General features: G+C 61.0%; 13 protein-coding genes. 3 read left to right on the top strand and 10 right to left on the bottom strand.

Going from position 1 to position 15,739, the window contains the following annotated elements; translation table 11 throughout:
• Positions 1 to 2 precede the first annotated feature (2 nt).
• The 7 genes from uhpB to ACB028_RS00570 all read right to left on the bottom strand — a co-directional run bounded on the left by uhpB (position 3) and on the right by ACB028_RS00570 (position 7,269).
• Positions 3 to 1,523 carry a signal transduction histidine-protein kinase/phosphatase UhpB gene (uhpB, locus tag ACB028_RS00600; RefSeq protein ID WP_371143224.1) on the bottom strand — a complete coding sequence of 507 codons (1,521 nt, stop codon included), beginning with the start codon at positions 1,521 to 1,523 and terminating at the stop codon, positions 3 to 5.
• Positions 1,520 to 2,110, bottom strand: a complete 591-nt coding sequence (gene uhpA / locus ACB028_RS00595; protein ID WP_042025474.1) for a transcriptional regulator UhpA — start codon at positions 2,108 to 2,110, stop codon at positions 1,520 to 1,522. Before uhpA ends, uhpB begins: the two co-directional genes overlap by 4 nt.
• A gap of 180 nt (positions 2,111 to 2,290) precedes the next feature.
• Positions 2,291 to 2,686, bottom strand: coding sequence for a nucleoside diphosphate kinase regulator (gene rnk, locus ACB028_RS00590; protein WP_026456481.1), 396 nt, complete (start codon positions 2,684 to 2,686; stop codon positions 2,291 to 2,293).
• A gap of 227 nt (positions 2,687 to 2,913) precedes the next feature.
• Positions 2,914 to 3,654, bottom strand: a complete 741-nt coding sequence (locus ACB028_RS00585) for a substrate-binding periplasmic protein (protein ID WP_371143223.1) — start codon at positions 3,652 to 3,654, stop codon at positions 2,914 to 2,916.
• An 83-nt stretch (positions 3,655 to 3,737) separates the two neighbouring features.
• Positions 3,738 to 4,421, bottom strand: coding sequence for a hypothetical protein (locus ACB028_RS00580; RefSeq protein ID WP_371143222.1), 684 nt, complete (start codon positions 4,419 to 4,421; stop codon positions 3,738 to 3,740).
• 50 nt (positions 4,422 to 4,471) lie between these two features.
• Positions 4,472 to 5,866, bottom strand: a complete 1,395-nt coding sequence (locus ACB028_RS00575; RefSeq protein WP_371143221.1) for an alkaline phosphatase — start codon at positions 5,864 to 5,866, stop codon at positions 4,472 to 4,474.
• A gap of 11 nt (positions 5,867 to 5,877) precedes the next feature.
• Positions 5,878 to 7,269, bottom strand: a complete 1,392-nt coding sequence (locus ACB028_RS00570) for an alkaline phosphatase (RefSeq protein ID WP_371143220.1) — start codon at positions 7,267 to 7,269, stop codon at positions 5,878 to 5,880.
• A 332-nt stretch (positions 7,270 to 7,601) separates the two neighbouring features.
• Here ACB028_RS00570 and ylqF point away from each other — a divergent pair, with 332 nt between their 5' ends.
• The gene (ylqF, locus tag ACB028_RS00565; RefSeq protein ID WP_010633500.1) at positions 7,602 to 8,552 is read left to right on the top strand and encodes a ribosome biogenesis GTPase YlqF; all 951 of its coding nucleotides are present in this window, start codon (positions 7,602 to 7,604) and stop codon (positions 8,550 to 8,552) included.
• A gap of 290 nt (positions 8,553 to 8,842) precedes the next feature.
• Complete coding sequence (locus tag ACB028_RS00560; protein ID WP_371143219.1) at positions 8,843 to 9,991, top strand: MFS transporter; 1,149 nt, start codon at positions 8,843 to 8,845, stop codon at positions 9,989 to 9,991.
• Between the two features lie 149 nt (positions 9,992 to 10,140).
• Here the strand turns inward: ACB028_RS00560 and ACB028_RS00555 are convergent, their stop codons facing one another.
• The 3 genes from ACB028_RS00555 to dinG form a co-directional block, all read right to left on the bottom strand.
• Positions 10,141 to 11,037 (bottom strand): histone deacetylase, encoded by an 897-nt coding sequence (locus ACB028_RS00555; protein ID WP_371143218.1) that lies wholly within the window; start codon positions 11,035 to 11,037, stop codon positions 10,141 to 10,143.
• Between the two features lie 99 nt (positions 11,038 to 11,136).
• Complete coding sequence (locus ACB028_RS00550; protein ID WP_371143217.1) at positions 11,137 to 11,796, bottom strand: DUF2057 family protein; 660 nt, start codon at positions 11,794 to 11,796, stop codon at positions 11,137 to 11,139.
• A gap of 154 nt (positions 11,797 to 11,950) precedes the next feature.
• Positions 11,951 to 14,023, bottom strand: coding sequence for an ATP-dependent DNA helicase DinG (dinG, locus tag ACB028_RS00545; protein ID WP_371143216.1), 2,073 nt, complete (start codon positions 14,021 to 14,023; stop codon positions 11,951 to 11,953).
• A 396-nt stretch (positions 14,024 to 14,419) separates the two neighbouring features.
• On the opposite strand from dinG, the gene ACB028_RS00540 reads away from it, so the two are divergent.
• Positions 14,420 to 15,544 carry a porin gene (locus ACB028_RS00540; RefSeq protein ID WP_042025483.1) on the top strand — a complete coding sequence of 375 codons (1,125 nt, stop codon included), beginning with the start codon at positions 14,420 to 14,422 and terminating at the stop codon, positions 15,542 to 15,544.
• Positions 15,545 to 15,739: the final 195 nt, after the last annotated feature.

Here is a 15,739-nt window from a genome sequence, read left to right as displayed (position 1 = left end):
GGTTAATCATGGGCCTCCTCCCGCCTGCGGCTGGGCAGATTGACGGTGAGCTGGGTGCCATGGGTGCAGGAGAGTTGCAGGCTGCCCCCCAGCGCCTGCACCCGCTCGCGAATGCCGAGCAGGCCGTAACCCTGCGCGGGGCTAGGCTGGGGCAGGCCGCGGCCGTCGTCCTCCAGCACCAGTTTCAGCTGCTCGCCGCCTTGGCTGGCGCGAATGGTGACCGAGTGGGCGTTGGCGTGTTTCACCACGTTGTTGAGCCCCTCCTGACAGACCCGAAACAGGGTGACCCGCTGGGCGTCGGAGAGATCTGCGTCGGGCAGCTGCCACTCCAGCCGGGTGACGATGCCGTGGCGATCCAGCTCCAGTTCTCTCAGCAGGGCACGCACCGCCTGCTCCAGACTCATGTCGTCGAGCTGGCGAGGGCGCAGCCGGCCGAGCAGGGCGCGTACCGCATCATAGATGCCGAGGGACAAGGTCTCGATGAGGGCGCTGCTCTGGCCCACGCCGGCGTTGTCCGGTGCCAGCCGGCGCACTATGCCCGCCTGGGTGCGGATGGCGGTGATGGTCTGGCCGATGTCGTCGTGCAGTTCGCGGGCCACCTCTTTGCGGATGCTCTCCTCGGTCTCCAGCAGCCGCTCGGTGAGCTGGCGGTTGTGGGCAAGCTGGCGGGTCAGCGCCTGGTTGAGCTCCCGCTGGCGCTGGATGCCTGCGCCGAGCAGCAGGCCGGTAAGGCTCTGGGCCAGCAGGGAGAGCAGCAAGTCCAGCGGATGATCATGCCAGGCCTGGCTCGCCAGCAGGGCGATGGTGTTCATCAGGGTGGCGAGCAGAGCCCCCTGCCAGCCGTAGCGCCAGGCCATGGCGATGATGGGAATGGCCAGACAAAACGGGGTGAAGCGCACCAGAGAGTTGGGTAGCCCCAGCTGCAACCAGAGGCTCAGCACGAACAGCAGCAGATACCAGATCAGATGGCGAAAACGCCAGTCCACCGGCTGATCCACCAGGGCAGGGCCCAGCGGCACCCAGGTGGCACGGGTCAGGTAGTGCCAGATCAGCATGCAGGTGGAGGTGAGGGTCAGGCCGCCAGTCAGGGTGAGCAGCAGGGCGGAGAGGCCATCCTCCCCGGCCAGATGCCAGAGCAGGGATTGCAGCAGGGCCGCGGCGGTGACCGTCGCCAGCAGTAGTAGCAGTTGCTGCCAGTCGTTGCGCACCTGCTGACGGCGGGCGATGAACAGCGGCAGCAAGGTGAGCAGGCTGCCCGCCACCAGCCAGGGCCAGTGGGGCAGCCCCACCTCGAGGTTGAGCCAGTAGAGCAGCCCCCCTTCGCACAGCAGGATCGGCGGCCAGTAGGCAGTGGGGCTTTGCAGCAACAAACCGAGGCGCAGACCAAAGGGGAACAGCAGTACCGCCAGGGCCGGGCCACCCGCCAGATGCAGGCTGATGCTCCACAGGCAAAACCAGCCGGCGGCAAAGATGAAGCAGGCCGCCAGGGTGATGGCGACGTAGCTGGCCAGCCGCGGGATCACCAGCTGTCCAGCATGCGGTGGGCCAGCTCCACGTTATTGCTGACCTTGAGTTTGTCCATCAGGTTGGCGCGATGCACGTGCACCGTCTTGGGGGAGAGGCCGAGGCGCTCGGCGATGCTCTTCACCTCCAGCCCCTGGGCCAGCAGCTGGGCTATCTCCCGCTCCCGGTTGGTGAGAGGATCCCGGCTGCTGCTGGCGAGCTTCTGGGCGATGTCCGGGGTGAGGTAGCAGCCACCCAGGGCGGCGGTGCGCACCGCGGCGATCAGCTCGTCCGGGCTGCAGCGTTTGGAGAGAAACCCCTTGGCCCCGCTCTGCAGCGCCTGCTCGATGAGGGCCGGACTGTCGTGTACCGACAGCATCACCACGGCGAGGCCGGAGGGCAGTTGCTTGAGCAGCTCCAGCCCGGATTGATCCGGCATGGAGATGTCGCAGACGCAGACCCGGGCGCCGCTGCCGGGCAGACCGGCCAGAGCGTCGCTGGCGGAGCCGAATTCGGCGACCACCTGCAGATCGGGCTCCAGATTGAGCAGTTGGGCAAAACCGGATCGGACGATCTGATGATCGTCGATGAGGGCAATCTTAATCATGATGTCAGCCTGAAATTCGGGGCGTCATGACCATGACGCGGCCAACAAGATACCTGCCCGGCGGGTCAGGCTCAAGCCGCAGTGGGAGTGAAAGGAGGAAAGCGCCTCTCTGTCGGCGCAAAGCTTGATCGGGATCAGTTGGTGCGGGTGGGTCGCGTTGCCCGAACCCGCACCCGGGGATCAGCGGTGCAGCTCGCCTGCGCGCTCCGGTTGATAGACCACTTCGAGGATCTCCACCTGAATGGTGCGACCGGCAGGGCCGGGCCAGGCGATGCTGTCACCGACTTTCAGCCCCAGCAGGGCGCTGCCGACCGGCGCCAGCACGGAGATGTTGCTCTCGTCCCCTTTGGCATCGCGGGGATAGACCAGATTGAGGCAAAACTCGTTGCCGCTGCTCTGCATCTTGAAGCGCACCGTGCTGTTCATGGTGACCACGTCCGGCGGCATGTCGGCCGGCTCGCGGATCTCGGCGCGATCCAGCTCCTCTTGCAGGGCCAGGTGCTGGGGGTGGTTGCCGAGCAGCTGTTCGATACGATCCAGATCCAGGCTGGAGATGACGAGATGAGGTTGTTTCATAGGATATTCCTTATCAATGGGTTAAATGACCAGGATGGCAGGCAAGCTGGTCGAAATTCGGATGTCAGTGCTGAAAAAAACAGACGGGAAACACCATGCCCCCTGGCGACTCGCGGCCGAAGGAGCGAGGCGGGGGCTTAACAGGGTGTGAGCAAACAGGGAGAAATAACGAATATTTTCATGTGGATACCATAACCATTCTGATCACCCTTGGCAACCGGATTGGATTACCTGACGGGGGCCTGATAGTGGTACTGCTTGATGATCCGCGCCAGGCTGCCGTCTGCGCGCATCCGGGCCAGGGTAGCCTGCCAGCGCCGCTTCTGTTCGGCAGGAAACGCCTTGTTGGCGGCGACGAACAGGGAAGTGCTCATCAGGGTCTCCCCTCGTACCAGCCGGGCCTCGTCATATCCGCCAAGCTGCTGATTGTAGAGGATGGTGTTCCAGGCAGCGACCCAGGCATCGATGCGGCCACGATGGAGCTTGTGGGCGTTGAGCACCTCGGTGGCGACCGTCTGGCTCGCGAGATTGAGTCGCTGCCTGAGCAGCGTATCGCCAAAGGAGTAGCGCAGGGTGCCCACCCGAAGGGCCGGCAGTTCCCGAACCTTGAGGGGGACGGGGTGATGACGGCGATCCGTAACGATGACGAAATCTTCCTCCAGCAGGGGGGCTATCCAGTCATAAAGGTGTTCGCGCCGGGCGCTGCGCACCGGGGGCACGAACAAGACATCCTGACGATGATTGGTCTCGGTGAGGGCGCGGGCCAGTGGCATCAGCTCCACGGTAAGCGGCTCCCCCAGGCGACGGGCCGCCTCTTCCATGATTTCGATGACCATGCCGCTGGGGTTGCCCTGCTTGGCACGGATCACATAAGGAGGAAGTTCTGCCGCCACCAGCACGATGGCCTGGGCAGCTGACGGGATCAGCATCAGCAGCAGGGCGGTAAAGAACAGGCAGGATGTACGCATTCATCGAGTGAACCAGGGGGGAATTAATCGAGTGTAACACTCCTGCCTTTGAAAACGTTCCCTCGGCAAGGAGGGATGGGATCTCAGTCGAAGAAATCCCGTAGATCGCGCACCTCGTGGTCCGCCAGTTGCCGCCAGGGATACTGGCTCGGCAGTTTGCGCAGGGTCACCTCCATCCGGTAGCTGCGGTAGCCATCGAGACTGGCGGACTCCACCACCAGGGGGATCTGCCACTGACTCGACCAGAGGATGCGGGTGCGCTGTTTGCCCTCGCGCTTTTCATACCAGCGCGCCTGCCCGGGGGCTGCATCCTCCAGCGGGGTCATGGTCTGCAGCAGGGCCGGATCCACCAGATGGCGAATGCGCGCCCAGTCGGGCTTGAAGGCCACCTGGCCATACTCCTCCTCCGGTACCTCCACCAGCTGGTTGTGCCAGTTGTCGGCGTAGCGCAGTTGCAGCTCATCCTGCTGGTTGCGGGTCACCCAGCGCGCTGCCATCTGGTGGGTAAAGTGCTTGTGGCCCGGGGTGGCATCGTGGGCGGCGTGGTAGGCACGGGCCAGGGGGAGGGGAATGAGCCGCTGGCTCCACACCTGGTCGCCGACCCGCAACCACTTCTCCTGCCACTGGCTCTCCTTGCTGATGCCGTCGCTGCTGGTCACTCTGTCCTGATAGCGGATGCGGGCGGCCAGATCGGGGACTTCATCGGCAAGGAGGGAAAAAGAGAGGCTGCTGGTGAGCAGCCACAAGGGTAATAAATATCGCATCATGCCGTCTCGCTCGAGCGAGCAGGGCTCGGCACTTGGCCGGGCCCTGCTGTTTACAGACCGAGCGCCTCCTTGAGCTTGCCGAACACCTTGGTGTTGTCGAGGGTGCCCTTGAAGCGGCTGCTGCCGGCGCCGTCGGCAAACAGCATCACATCGCCGCCGCCGTGGGTTTCGGAGCCGAGCTTGACCCCGGTCTCTTGCAGGTAGTCGTCCGCCATCACCTGATCGCTGGTGAGGGTGGGGCGCACGTCGGCGCGGTTGGGGCCGTTGCCGAACACCAGGGTGGTGAACGGCTTGCCATCCACGTCGTTCTGGGTCGAGCCGTCGCCATTTTTCACCAGATCCAGCACCTTGTTGCCCTTGGCGGAGTAGCCGTTGATGGTCATGGTGTGGTCATGGTCGGCGGTGACCACGATCAGGGTATCTTTCAGATCCACCTTGCCGAGCGCCGTCTTGACCGCCTCGTCGAGCGCCACCGCGTCGGTGAGCGAGCGCTTGGCATTGGTGCCATGCAGGGCGTGATCGATGCGACCCCCTTCCACCATCAGGAAGTAACCCTGACTGTTCTGGCTGAGCAGATTGATCGCCTTGGCGGTCATCTCCGAGAGGGAGGGCTGGGTGCTTGCCGCCCCCTTGGCGACCCGGTCCAGCTCGTAGTCGAGGTGGGACTTGGCGCTGAACAGCCCAAGCACCTTGCCCGAGTTGACGCCAGAGAGCTCATCTTTGGTGGTGACGTAGTGGTAGCCCTGGGCAGTCAGTTCGGCGGTGAGATCCCGTCCGTCGGCGCGACCGCCCTTGTTGCTGGTGCTGTTGTAGGGCGTCCAGTGGTTGGCGCCGCCCCCCATCAGCACGTCGACCCCATCCCCCAGCGCGGTGTTGAAGCCGGCTCCGCCCGGTACCGCCTGCTCGGCGATGGCGTAGGCGGCATCCCGATGGCAGATGTGGGAGTAGGTGGCGGCCGGGGTGGCATGGGTCAGCTCGGTGGTGGTGACGGCCCCCACAGATTTACCGGCCGCCTTGGCCAGTTCGAGAATGGTGGGCACCGGCTTGCCGTTGTCGCTGGTGCAGTTGTTGATGCCCTTGTTGCCGTTGACATCCTTGCCGGGCGCGACGGCCTTGGTGTCGCTGCTCATGGCGATCACCTCGTTGTTCATCTTGACCCCGGTGGTGTAGGCCGCCATGGAGGGGGCCGAGTCGGTGGTCTGGGCATCGTTGGAGAAGGTCTTGATACGGGCGCTGCGGGCCAGCTTCATCATCTCCAGATTGCCCTCTTCCCCCACCTTGTAGAGGCGGGTGGCGGTGAGCACGGTGGGGCCCATGCCGTCGCCGATAAACAGGATGACGTTCTTGGCGTCGCTGGCCTGTGCCTGGGCCGCGCCGCCGAGGGCGGCCAGCAGGGCCGTGCTGACGAGGGTTTTATGCAGTTTTTGTTTCATGGCGCTTTTCATGGGAATGCTCCTTACAGCCCGGCCGCAGCCTTGACCTTGCCGAACACGGCGGTGTTGTCGAGTGAGCCGTGGAAGCTCTCTGCTCCCTGGCCGATGGCGCCGAGGAAGACGTCGGTGCCGCCGTGGGTCTCGTTGCCGATTTCACCCACCTTGACCACCACCTCCTGGTGATAGTCGTTGGCGGAGACGGTGGCGTCGTCCAGCGGTGCCACGCTGCTGCGCGGACCATCCACCCGGTTGTAGCCGTTGCCAAAGCCGATGATGGTGTAGGGCATGCCATCGGCATCCTTGCTCGGCTCGCCGGTCTCGTAGTTCTTCACCAGCCCGAGTACGCCTGGGTTGTCGACGGTGGTCTTGCCGGTCCGCTTGGCGTAGCCGTTCAGCACCAAGGTGTGGTCATGGTCGGCGGTGACCACGATCAGGGTGTTTTGCAGCTCGGGATCGGTTTTCTTCACCTCGTCGATGGTCGCCTTGATGGCGTTGTCGAAGGCGAGGGTGTCCTGCAGGGCACGCTTGGCGTTGGTGTCGTGCAGGGCATGGTCGATGCGCCCCCCTTCCACCATCAGGAAGTAGCCCTGTTTCTTGTCCTTGAGCTGCTTGATGGCCGCCAGGGTCATCTGGGTCAGGGAGGGCTCGCTGGCGGGTCGGTCCAGGTCATATTTCATGTGGCTTGAGCCAAACAGCCCCAGCAGCGGCTTGCTCACATCGACCTGGTTCAGTTCGTCCAGGGTTGCGGCAAACTGATAGCCCTTGGCCTTCATCTCATCGATGAGGTTGCGGCCATCCTCGCGCTTGCCCTTGTCGGCCTTGGGCAAGAAGAAGCTGCTGCCGCCGCCGAGTACCACGTCCACTCCCTCTTTGAGGGCGCTGTTGTAACCGGCGCCGCCGGGTACCAGCTGGGCGGCGATGTCCGCCTCCAGATCCCGGTTGCAGAGGTGGGCATAGGTGGCGGCCGGGGTGGCGTGGGTCACCCGGGTGGTGGTGACCACGCCGGTGCCGCGACCGGCGGCCTTGGCCAGCTCCAGCAAGGTGGTGACCGGCTTGCCGGCGCTCTTGCTGCAGTCGTTCTCCTGGGTGGCATCGCCGTCCATGCTGATGACACCGTTGTTGCTCTTGACCCCGGTCATGTAGGCGGACATGGAGGGGGCCGAGTCGGTCACCTGGGCGTCGTGGGAGAAGGTCTTGATGAAGGCCGTCTCCGGCAGGGTATCGATGGTGAGGCTGCCCTCTTCACCGACGCCGTAGATGCGGGCGGCGGTCAGGGTGTTGAGACCCATGCCGTCGCCGAGGAAGAAGATCACGTTCTTGGCACCGGGCTCGGGCGCACCGCTGTCGTTGTTGGAATTGCAGCCGGCGGCCAGGGCGGCGCCGATCATCAATGCAAGTCCTGCCATCTTTCTCATTGGGGTTCGCTCCTTGTAAAACCTGAGCGCAGCCTAGAGGTCGCAGATGACACTTTTAATGAAACTGGATGACAATCCGGTGAAGGTGTTGGGTGAATGTTATGTTGTATCAATCACTTATCTGTCAATAACGGGGGGCTGCAACACAGGCTGACGAGGTGAGCGGGAGGGCGAAAATCTGGCTGGTTTGCGGCCTGCGGACTAGAATGGCCTGTCAAATCTGAATATCAGCAGGTAAAATGCGCCCCCTTGCGACGCCCTGCGTCCGCCACCGCTCGCCGCTCGCGTCACCGCAAGCCAGCGCCCGCAGTCCCTAGATGAGAGTAACGGATATGTCCATCAACTGGTTCCCCGGCCACATGCACAAGGCCCGCAAAGAGATTGCCGAGGTCATGCCCCAGGTCGATGTCATCATAGAGATGCTCGACGCCCGCATCCCCTTCTCCAGCGAAAACCCGCTGGTGCCCGAGCTGCGCGGCGATACACCGGTGATCAAGGTGCTCAACAAGGCGGATCTCGCCGACCCTGAGATCACCGCGCTGTGGGTGGCCCACATGGAACAGGAGAAGGGGATAAAGGCATTGCCCCTGACCCAGCAGGAGCCGGAGAAGATCAAGCAGTTGCTGACCCTCTGCCACGAGATGCTGCCGGAGCGCAATCTGGAGCTGCGCGGGGTGCGCGCCATGATCATGGGCATTCCCAACGTGGGCAAATCCACCCTGATCAACACCCTGGCGGGGCGCATCATCGCCCGCACCGGCAACGAGGCGGGGGTGACCAAGTCCCAGCAGCGGATCAAGCTCGACAACAACGTCATCCTGACCGACACCCCGGGCTTCTTGTGGCCCAAACTCAACCCGCCCTCCTGCGGTTATCGGCTGGCCATCACGGCCGCCATCAAGGATACCGTCTATGACTACGCGGACATCGCCATGTTCGCCGCGGACTACTTCCTCAAGGCCTATCCGGAGCGGATCCAGGCGCGCTATCAGATTGACGCGCTGCCCGAGACCGAGATCGAACTGCTGGATCTCATTGCCCGTCAGCGCGGCTTCATGCGCAAGGGGGGGCTGTCGGATCTGCACAAGGCGTCCGAGATCCTGGTCAACGAGTTCCGCTCAGGCCTGCTGGGCCGCATCTCCCTGGAGACTCCGCAGATGGTGAGCAGCGAGATCGTGGAGGCCGATGCCGAGGCCGAACAGAAGGCCAAGGAGAAGGCGGAGCGGGAAGAGGAGCGTCAGGCGCGGGCCCGCCGCAAGTACGCCAAAAAGCGTCAGCGCTGACCGGCCTTGTGCCAGGTATAAAGAAGAGGCGACCCGGGGTCGCCTCTTCTCGTTATGGCGTCCTGGATTGAGGGGGAGGCCAAGAGGCCGACAGGCAACCGGCATCTGCCCGTCATCATGGCCAAAGAGTCCGTGAATCAAGGGGATAAGCTAGGCGCCGAACTGTGCCGTGCTGCACCGCACCAGCAGAATTCGATAAAACCTTGCGATCCTGCTTTCAGCGCCGATTGACAATGGCATTGGCAGTGGCATGATGCGCTCGCATTTTGACTCTCCTCACGGTTTTTCCCATGAATACATACTCCCGGCCAGTGCTGTTGTTGCTCTGTGGCTTACTGCTGCTGACCCTCTCCATCGCGGTGTTGAACACCCTGGTACCACTCTGGCTCGCCCATGAGCAGCTGCCGACCTGGCAGGTGGGCATGGTCGGTTCCTCCTATTTCAGCGGCAACCTGCTGGGGACCTTGCTGGCGGGCACCTTGATCAGGCGCTTCGGCTTCAACCGCAGCTACTACCTGGCCTCCGCCCTCTTTGCTGCCGGCTGTGTCGGGCTCGGCATTACCCTTGGTTTCTGGAGCTGGCTCACCTGGCGATTTATCGCCGGCATCGGCTGCGCCATGATCTGGGTGGTGGTGGAGAGCGCATTGATGTGCAGTGGCAATGCGCACAATCGGGGACGCCTGCTGGCTGCCTACATGATGATCTATTACCTGGGAACCGTGCTCGGGCAGCTGCTGGTCAGCAAGCTGTCGACTGGCCTGATGGATGTGCTGCCCTGGGCGACCGGGCTGGTATTGGCGGCTATCCTGCCGCTGTTGTTCACCCGCATTGTCAATGACGGCAACGACGCGCAGGAAACAACCCGGGTCTGGCCCATGTTGCGGCTGCGTCAGGCACGGCTCGGGGTCGATGGCTGCATCATCTCCGGCATCGTGCTGGGGTCGCTCTACGGCCTGATGCCGCTCTACCTGAACCATCAGGGGGTGAGCGATGCCGGTATTGGTTACTGGATGGCGGTGATGGTGAGTGCCGGCATCCTTGGGCAGTGGCCGGTGGGCCGGCTGGCGGACAGGTTCGGACGCCTGCCGGTGCTGCGGGTGCAGGTGCTGGTGGTGATCCTGGGGTGCGGGGCCATGCTAGGCGGCGTGGCGATGGGGCCGGCGCTGTTCATCCTGGGCGCCGCCGGTTTCACCCTCTATCCGGTGGCCATGGCGTGGGCCTGCGAGAAGGTCGAGCACCATCAGCTGGTGGCCATGAACCAGGCGCTGCTGCTGAGCTACACCATCGGCAGTCTGCTCGGTCCGGCCTATACCGCGCTCCTGATGCAGCACCTTTCGGACAACCTGCTGTTTATCATGATCGCCGGCGTGGCCTTGCTCTATCTGCTGATGTTGCTGCGCCCCATGGGGAAACACTCGACACCGGTGGCCCACGCCTGAACTGTGGTCGGCAGCAGGGCAGACACAATCCTGTCTGCCAGGTGACGGGTTCAATGCGGTTGCCATGCAGCCCAATACAAAAGGCAGCCCGAGGCCGCCTCTTGTATTGGAAACTGTGGTTACCAGCAACGGGCAAGTGCAAAGGAACGCTAGCCGTAGCGCTTTTTCGCCTCTTCGAACAAGGACATATGCAGCGGGATCAGCTGTTGCCAGTCACGCCGGTAGCCGCCACCGGGAACGGCGGCAATGGGTAGACCATGTTGCCGGGCGCAGTCGAATACCATGGCATCGCGCTGGCGTCCCCCCTCATCGCTTAACGCGAGATAGCCGAGCTCATCTGCGTGATGCACATCCACCCCGGCCTGATAGAGGATGAGATCCGGTGCGTAGAGACGAAGCGCCAGGTCGAGAGCCTGGGCCAGGGTGGTGAGGTAGGCGTCGTCCGTCATGCCGCTTGGCAGGGCAAAGTCCATGTGGGAGGCGGGCTTGTGGCGGGGAAAGTTGTGCTCCCCGTGCAGGGAGAGGGTGATGATGTCGCGCCGCCCCGTACAGAGTGCCGCACTGCCATCCCCCTGATGCACATCGAGATCGACGATCAGCACCTGTTCGCAGCGTCCCTCGTCCAGGCAGGATTGCGCGGCGATCACCAGATCGTTGAACAGGCAAAAGCCGCTGCCGTGGTCATGGTGGGCGTGATGATAGCCACCGGAGATCTGCAGCCCGCAGCCCTGTGCCAGCGCATGATGACTGGCGGCTATGGTAGCACCGACCGAATGCCGGGTGCGTTCAATCAGCATGGGTGACCAGGGAAAACCGAGCTGGCGGATGGCGCGATCATCCAGTTGTCCGGCCAGGGCGGCCGCCACATAATTCTTGTCATGGATGCGGCAGATCTGCGCGGTGCTTGCCGCAGGTGCCCGGACAAGAGGATAACCCTCCGAGGTGAGTCGCTCGAACAGACCCTGGTATTTGGCCAGGGGGAAGCGGTGTCGCTCGGGCAGCGTCAGGGCGGAATAGAAAGGGTGGTAGAAGATCTGCAGTGACATAAGGTCGATGGGGTGGATGCAGTTATCTGAAATTGTGTCATGAAAAAGGGGAGCCAGGCTCCCCTTGTCGCTGCTCCATCATAGAGATGGACAGATTGATTATTGCTGCTGGATAACCCAGATCTGGAAGGCTTTGCGGGTCTCTGCATCGGCCTTGTTGTACCAGTTTTGCAGCTGGGTCAGGGCTTCCGGGTTGCTCATGGCCTTGCTCGGTGCCACCTGTAGAGGTGCGCTGTTGGCGGCCATCACGGCGGCAGTGGAGACAGCTACCGTTTTGGGCTGGTTGAATGCCTTGCCCATGTTGATCAGCTCTTGCTGATAGTCGCGGGTCAGCTGGAAGCCTTCCACTTTCGGCATCACAAACTGCTCGCTGGCAACGACTTGACCACTGGCCTTGTCTTTCAGCACCACCTTCTGATCCTTGGTGAACTGCTTGGCTTCGGTTTCGTTGCGGGGCTTCTTGTAATCCAGCACCAGCTGCTGGTTGTCGGCGGCGGTAAAGTTGATCACCAGCGGCTCGGCGGTGACCAGCTTGATATCACTACGGCTGGAGTAGTTGCCTTCAAAGGCGATCACCAGTTGGTGCTTGCCAGCAGAGAGCGGGAAGCTGTTGGTCTTGTCGAGCAGCTTGGGATTGATGGACTGGCCATCGATCAGTTGAACCACGTAGGGGTTGGTGACTTCCAATTGGGCATCGGCCAGGGCACTACCTGCCCATAACAGACCAGTCAGCGCTGGCACCAGAACAGTCAGTTTCATCTCATCTCCTTGAACAGTCAGGCGTTTGCCCACTGAAAACAGGGGCTCATTCTTGCAGGTTTGACCCATGGCGGCAATTGCTCTTTCAACTGCACGTTATAGTGAGGGGCATTCGTCCCGTTACCCGCTTTTTTGTCAACAATCGAGGCTTGGTCTACTCGATGCGTCGCTTGAACGGAGGGAGGGCATCCAGCAGCCCCTTGCCATAACGCTTGGTCAGCAGGCGACGATCAAGGATGGTGACCCGCCCCCGATCCGCCTCCTTGCGGATCAGACGACCACAGGCCTGGATCAGTTTGCGAGAGGCTTCAGGCACCGTCAGCTGCAGGAAGGGGTTGCCCCCCCGCTGTTCGACCCATTCGGCCGTGGCCTCTTCCACAGGTGAATTTGGGACTGCGAAGGGGAGCTTGGTGATCACCAGGTTGGTGAGGTAGTGGCCCGGCAGATCCAGCCCTTCCGAGAAGCTGCCGGTGCCAAACAGTATGCTGGCCTGTCCCCCGTCGCACTTCTGCCTGTGCAGGGTGAGCAGGGCGTGGCGGGAGGCTTCCCCCTGCACCAGCAGCGACAGCCCCTTGGCCCGCAGACCCTGTGCCACCTCGTTCATCTGCCGGTAAGAAGAGAAGAGCACCAGACTTGCCTCCTTGCCTGCCAGCAAGCGTGGCAAGGTATCGATCAACTCCTGAGTAAAGGCCGGGGAGTTGGGCTCGTGGGCCATCTTTGGCAAATAGAGCTCGGCTTTCTGGTAATCAAAGGGGGATCGCAGCCGCAGATAGCGGGTACCGTCATGCTCCTTCAGCCCCACCTGATGGCGAAAATAGCTGAAGGAGGAGAGGGCAGTGAGGGTAGCAGAGACCAGCACGGCTCCCAGGCATTTGGACCAGAGCCACTCCTCCAGCAGGTAGCCCACCTCGATGGGGGAGGCATGCAGCCAGATATCGCCATCCTCGCTCCTGGCCATCCAGCGGGCGAGGGGGGTCTTGCCTGTTGGCGTATGGCGGCTAAGCATCTCCCACAGGGCACAAAAGTTTTCCAGCCGCTGCAGGTGAAAACCACTCTCGGCCAACAGAGGTTCGGCCTCCTTGCGGCGGATCTCGCCATCCTTCAGAGCCTCGCCAATGGCGCCCTGCAGCCGATCCAGTGCCCGCAGCGCCTTCTTGCTCGACTCCTTCAGATTCTCCGCCAGCATGGGCAGAGGATCCGGCAAGATGCCGTCACTGAAGCGGTAATGGGGCTCGCTGCCAAATAACCGATCGTTGGCAGCCAGCCACTGCTCGACGGCTTTCAAGTCGGGCTGGATGGAGGCGAGGGCATCCTGCAACTTCAGTTGCGGGTCGAGCAGGCTCTCCTTGTTCAGGGTTCGCCCCAGCTTGCCGGCGCTTTGCACCAGTTTTTCCAGCCAGCGGCGTGAACCTTTCACGCTGGCACTGGCGGCGCCGTGATCCCGGGCTATGGTGGGCAAATGATGGGCCTCATCCAGCACATAGATACACTCGTCTGGGGGCGGCAATATGATGCCGCCCCCCATGGTGAGGTCGGAAAGCAGCAAGGCGTGGTTGACCACCAGCACGTCAGCCGCATCCATGTCATTGCGGGCACGATGAAAGGGACAGTGTTGATGGTGACTGAGCGCCTTGTTGCAGGTATGGCGGTCGGCGGCAATGCGATCCCAGCATGAGTCCGGGATAGGATCGGGCCAGTTGTCCCTGTCTCCGTCCCATTTGCCATGGGTATATGCCTGCCACAGGGCCTGGTAGCGATCCTTGTCTGCATCCGACGGTTTGTGCTTGCTGAGCGCGGTGAAGTCGAATTCGAAGTTGGCCATCTCGCTGCCACTCGCCGCCTGCTCCAGCAGATGTTCGCAGCAGTAGCGCTGGCGTCCCTTGACCAACATGAAACGAAACGGCAGTTCGCTATGCCGATGGTAAAAAGGGAGGTCCTTGTGGATCAACTGTTCCTGCAAGGCCACGGTGGCGGTAGAGATCACCAGTTTTTTCTGGGTAAGACGGGCCACCGGGATAGCACCCTGGGCATAGGAAAGAGATTTGCCGATACCGGTACCCGCCTCGGCCACCAGAATACGGCGCTGCTTGTCATACTCTCCGGTCAGGGTCTTGGCGATTTCCGCCACCAGGAAATTCTGCTCCTTGCGGGGCATGAAACCGGGTAATCCATCGGCAATCTGGCGATAGGTATGGCGAATGGTCGCTTTGAGGCGAGTTGACAACATAAGGAAGAGGCCAGTCAGGAAATCAATCGAAGAGGTAGGATACCTGTAACGCACTGTCGGGGTCGAGATGGAGGCCATGATCACGGCTTTTTCGTGCAGATCAGACCACTTTGGTGGTTTATCAGGCAGTTAAACGACATAGCCTGTGAAACAAGCTATTCGAGGCCAAAAATACAGCAAAATGGGTTGTAAACGTTTTCTTTTCGTAGGCGGGCAATATGGGACTTGGCTCACATTTTTCCCTCGGTGACCATGATTTCCATAAAAAGTTCCAAGTTTTTTCATTGCGGTTCAGAAATCTGGGTGCTAGTCTCGGCGCCATAGTGATGCAAAGTACATCGCTAACACAGGGAATAACAACGACTTAGTGTTTAATTACAGTAGGCATTGGAAACTATGAAAAAGACAATTCTGGCTATTGCCATTCCGGCTCTGTTTGCGTCTGCAGCTAACGCTGCCGTTGTGTATGACAAAGATGGCGTAACTTTTGATGTGTATGGTCGTGTTCAGGCCAACTACTACGGCGATCATAACAAGTCTGTAGCTGCAACTGACGGCTCCTGGGGTTTCAACAAGGACACTGGTGCTGCTGAGTATACCCCTGGTGCTGATGCTCATTATGCAGATGTAGATGGTGAGCTGGTTGGTTCTTCCCGTCTGGGTTGGTCCGGTAAGATTGCTCTGAACGACACCTGGTCTGGTATTGCCAAGACCGAGTGGCAAGTCTCTGCTGAAAACTCTGACAACAAGTTCAACTCCCGCCACATTTATGTCGGCTTCGACGGTACCCAGTACGGTAAGATCATCTTCGGTCAGACCGATACCGCGTTCTACGATGTACTGGAACCGACCGATATCTTCAACGAGTGGGGCGATGCCGGTAACTTCTATGACGGTCGTCAAGAAGGCCAGATCATCTACTCCAACAGCTTCGGTGGCTTCAAAGGCAAGCTGTCTTATCAGACCAACGATGATAAAGCTGTTCAGGTTACCGACGTAGGTCAAGGTATCAAAGAGAAAGCCGTATACGGTGACAACGTTAAGCGTAACTATGGTTATGCTGCTGCTGCCAGCTACGACTTCGACTTCGGCCTGGGCTTCAACGCCGGTTATGCCTACTCCGATCTGGAAAACTCCGTGACCAGCACCACTGGTGACAAGAAAGAGTGGGCTCTGGGTGCACACTACGCCATCAATGGCTTCTACTTCGCTGGTGTTTATACCCAAGGCGACCTGAGCTATGACACCACCACCGGTGGTGACAAAGACAAGGGCCGTGGCTACGAGCTGGCTGCTTCTTACAACGTAGATGCCTGGACCTTCCTGGCTGGTTACAACTTCAAAGAAGGCAAAGCTAACTCCGGCGCTGCTGACTCTCGCTACGAGGATATGGTTGACGAAACCCTGCTGGGTGTTCAGTACGCCTTCACTCCGAAGCTGAAAGCTTACACCGAGTACAAGATCCAGGGTATCAACGACCTGGACGACGAGTGGACTGTTGCTCTGCAGTACAACTTCTAAGTTGTGTTTGCATGAAGTCCTAGCTTGAGTCTTTGACTCGACGCTTAAATGGCCAGACTGTTCAGTCTGGCCATTTTCATTTCTACTACCCCGATATGGTCCAGAGCCCTTCTGATTCCTATTCCTGATTACCTCACCATTTATTCCGATATGCCCCTGGACGTTTTCTAAGGTGGCTTCCGTTGTTTCCTTATG

This window comes from Aeromonas sp. S9(2024), assembly GCF_041403185.1.
GTDB classification, from domain to species: domain Bacteria; phylum Pseudomonadota; class Gammaproteobacteria; order Enterobacterales; family Aeromonadaceae; genus Aeromonas; species Aeromonas enteropelogenes.
This window is presented reverse-complemented; position numbering and strand designations above follow the sequence as displayed.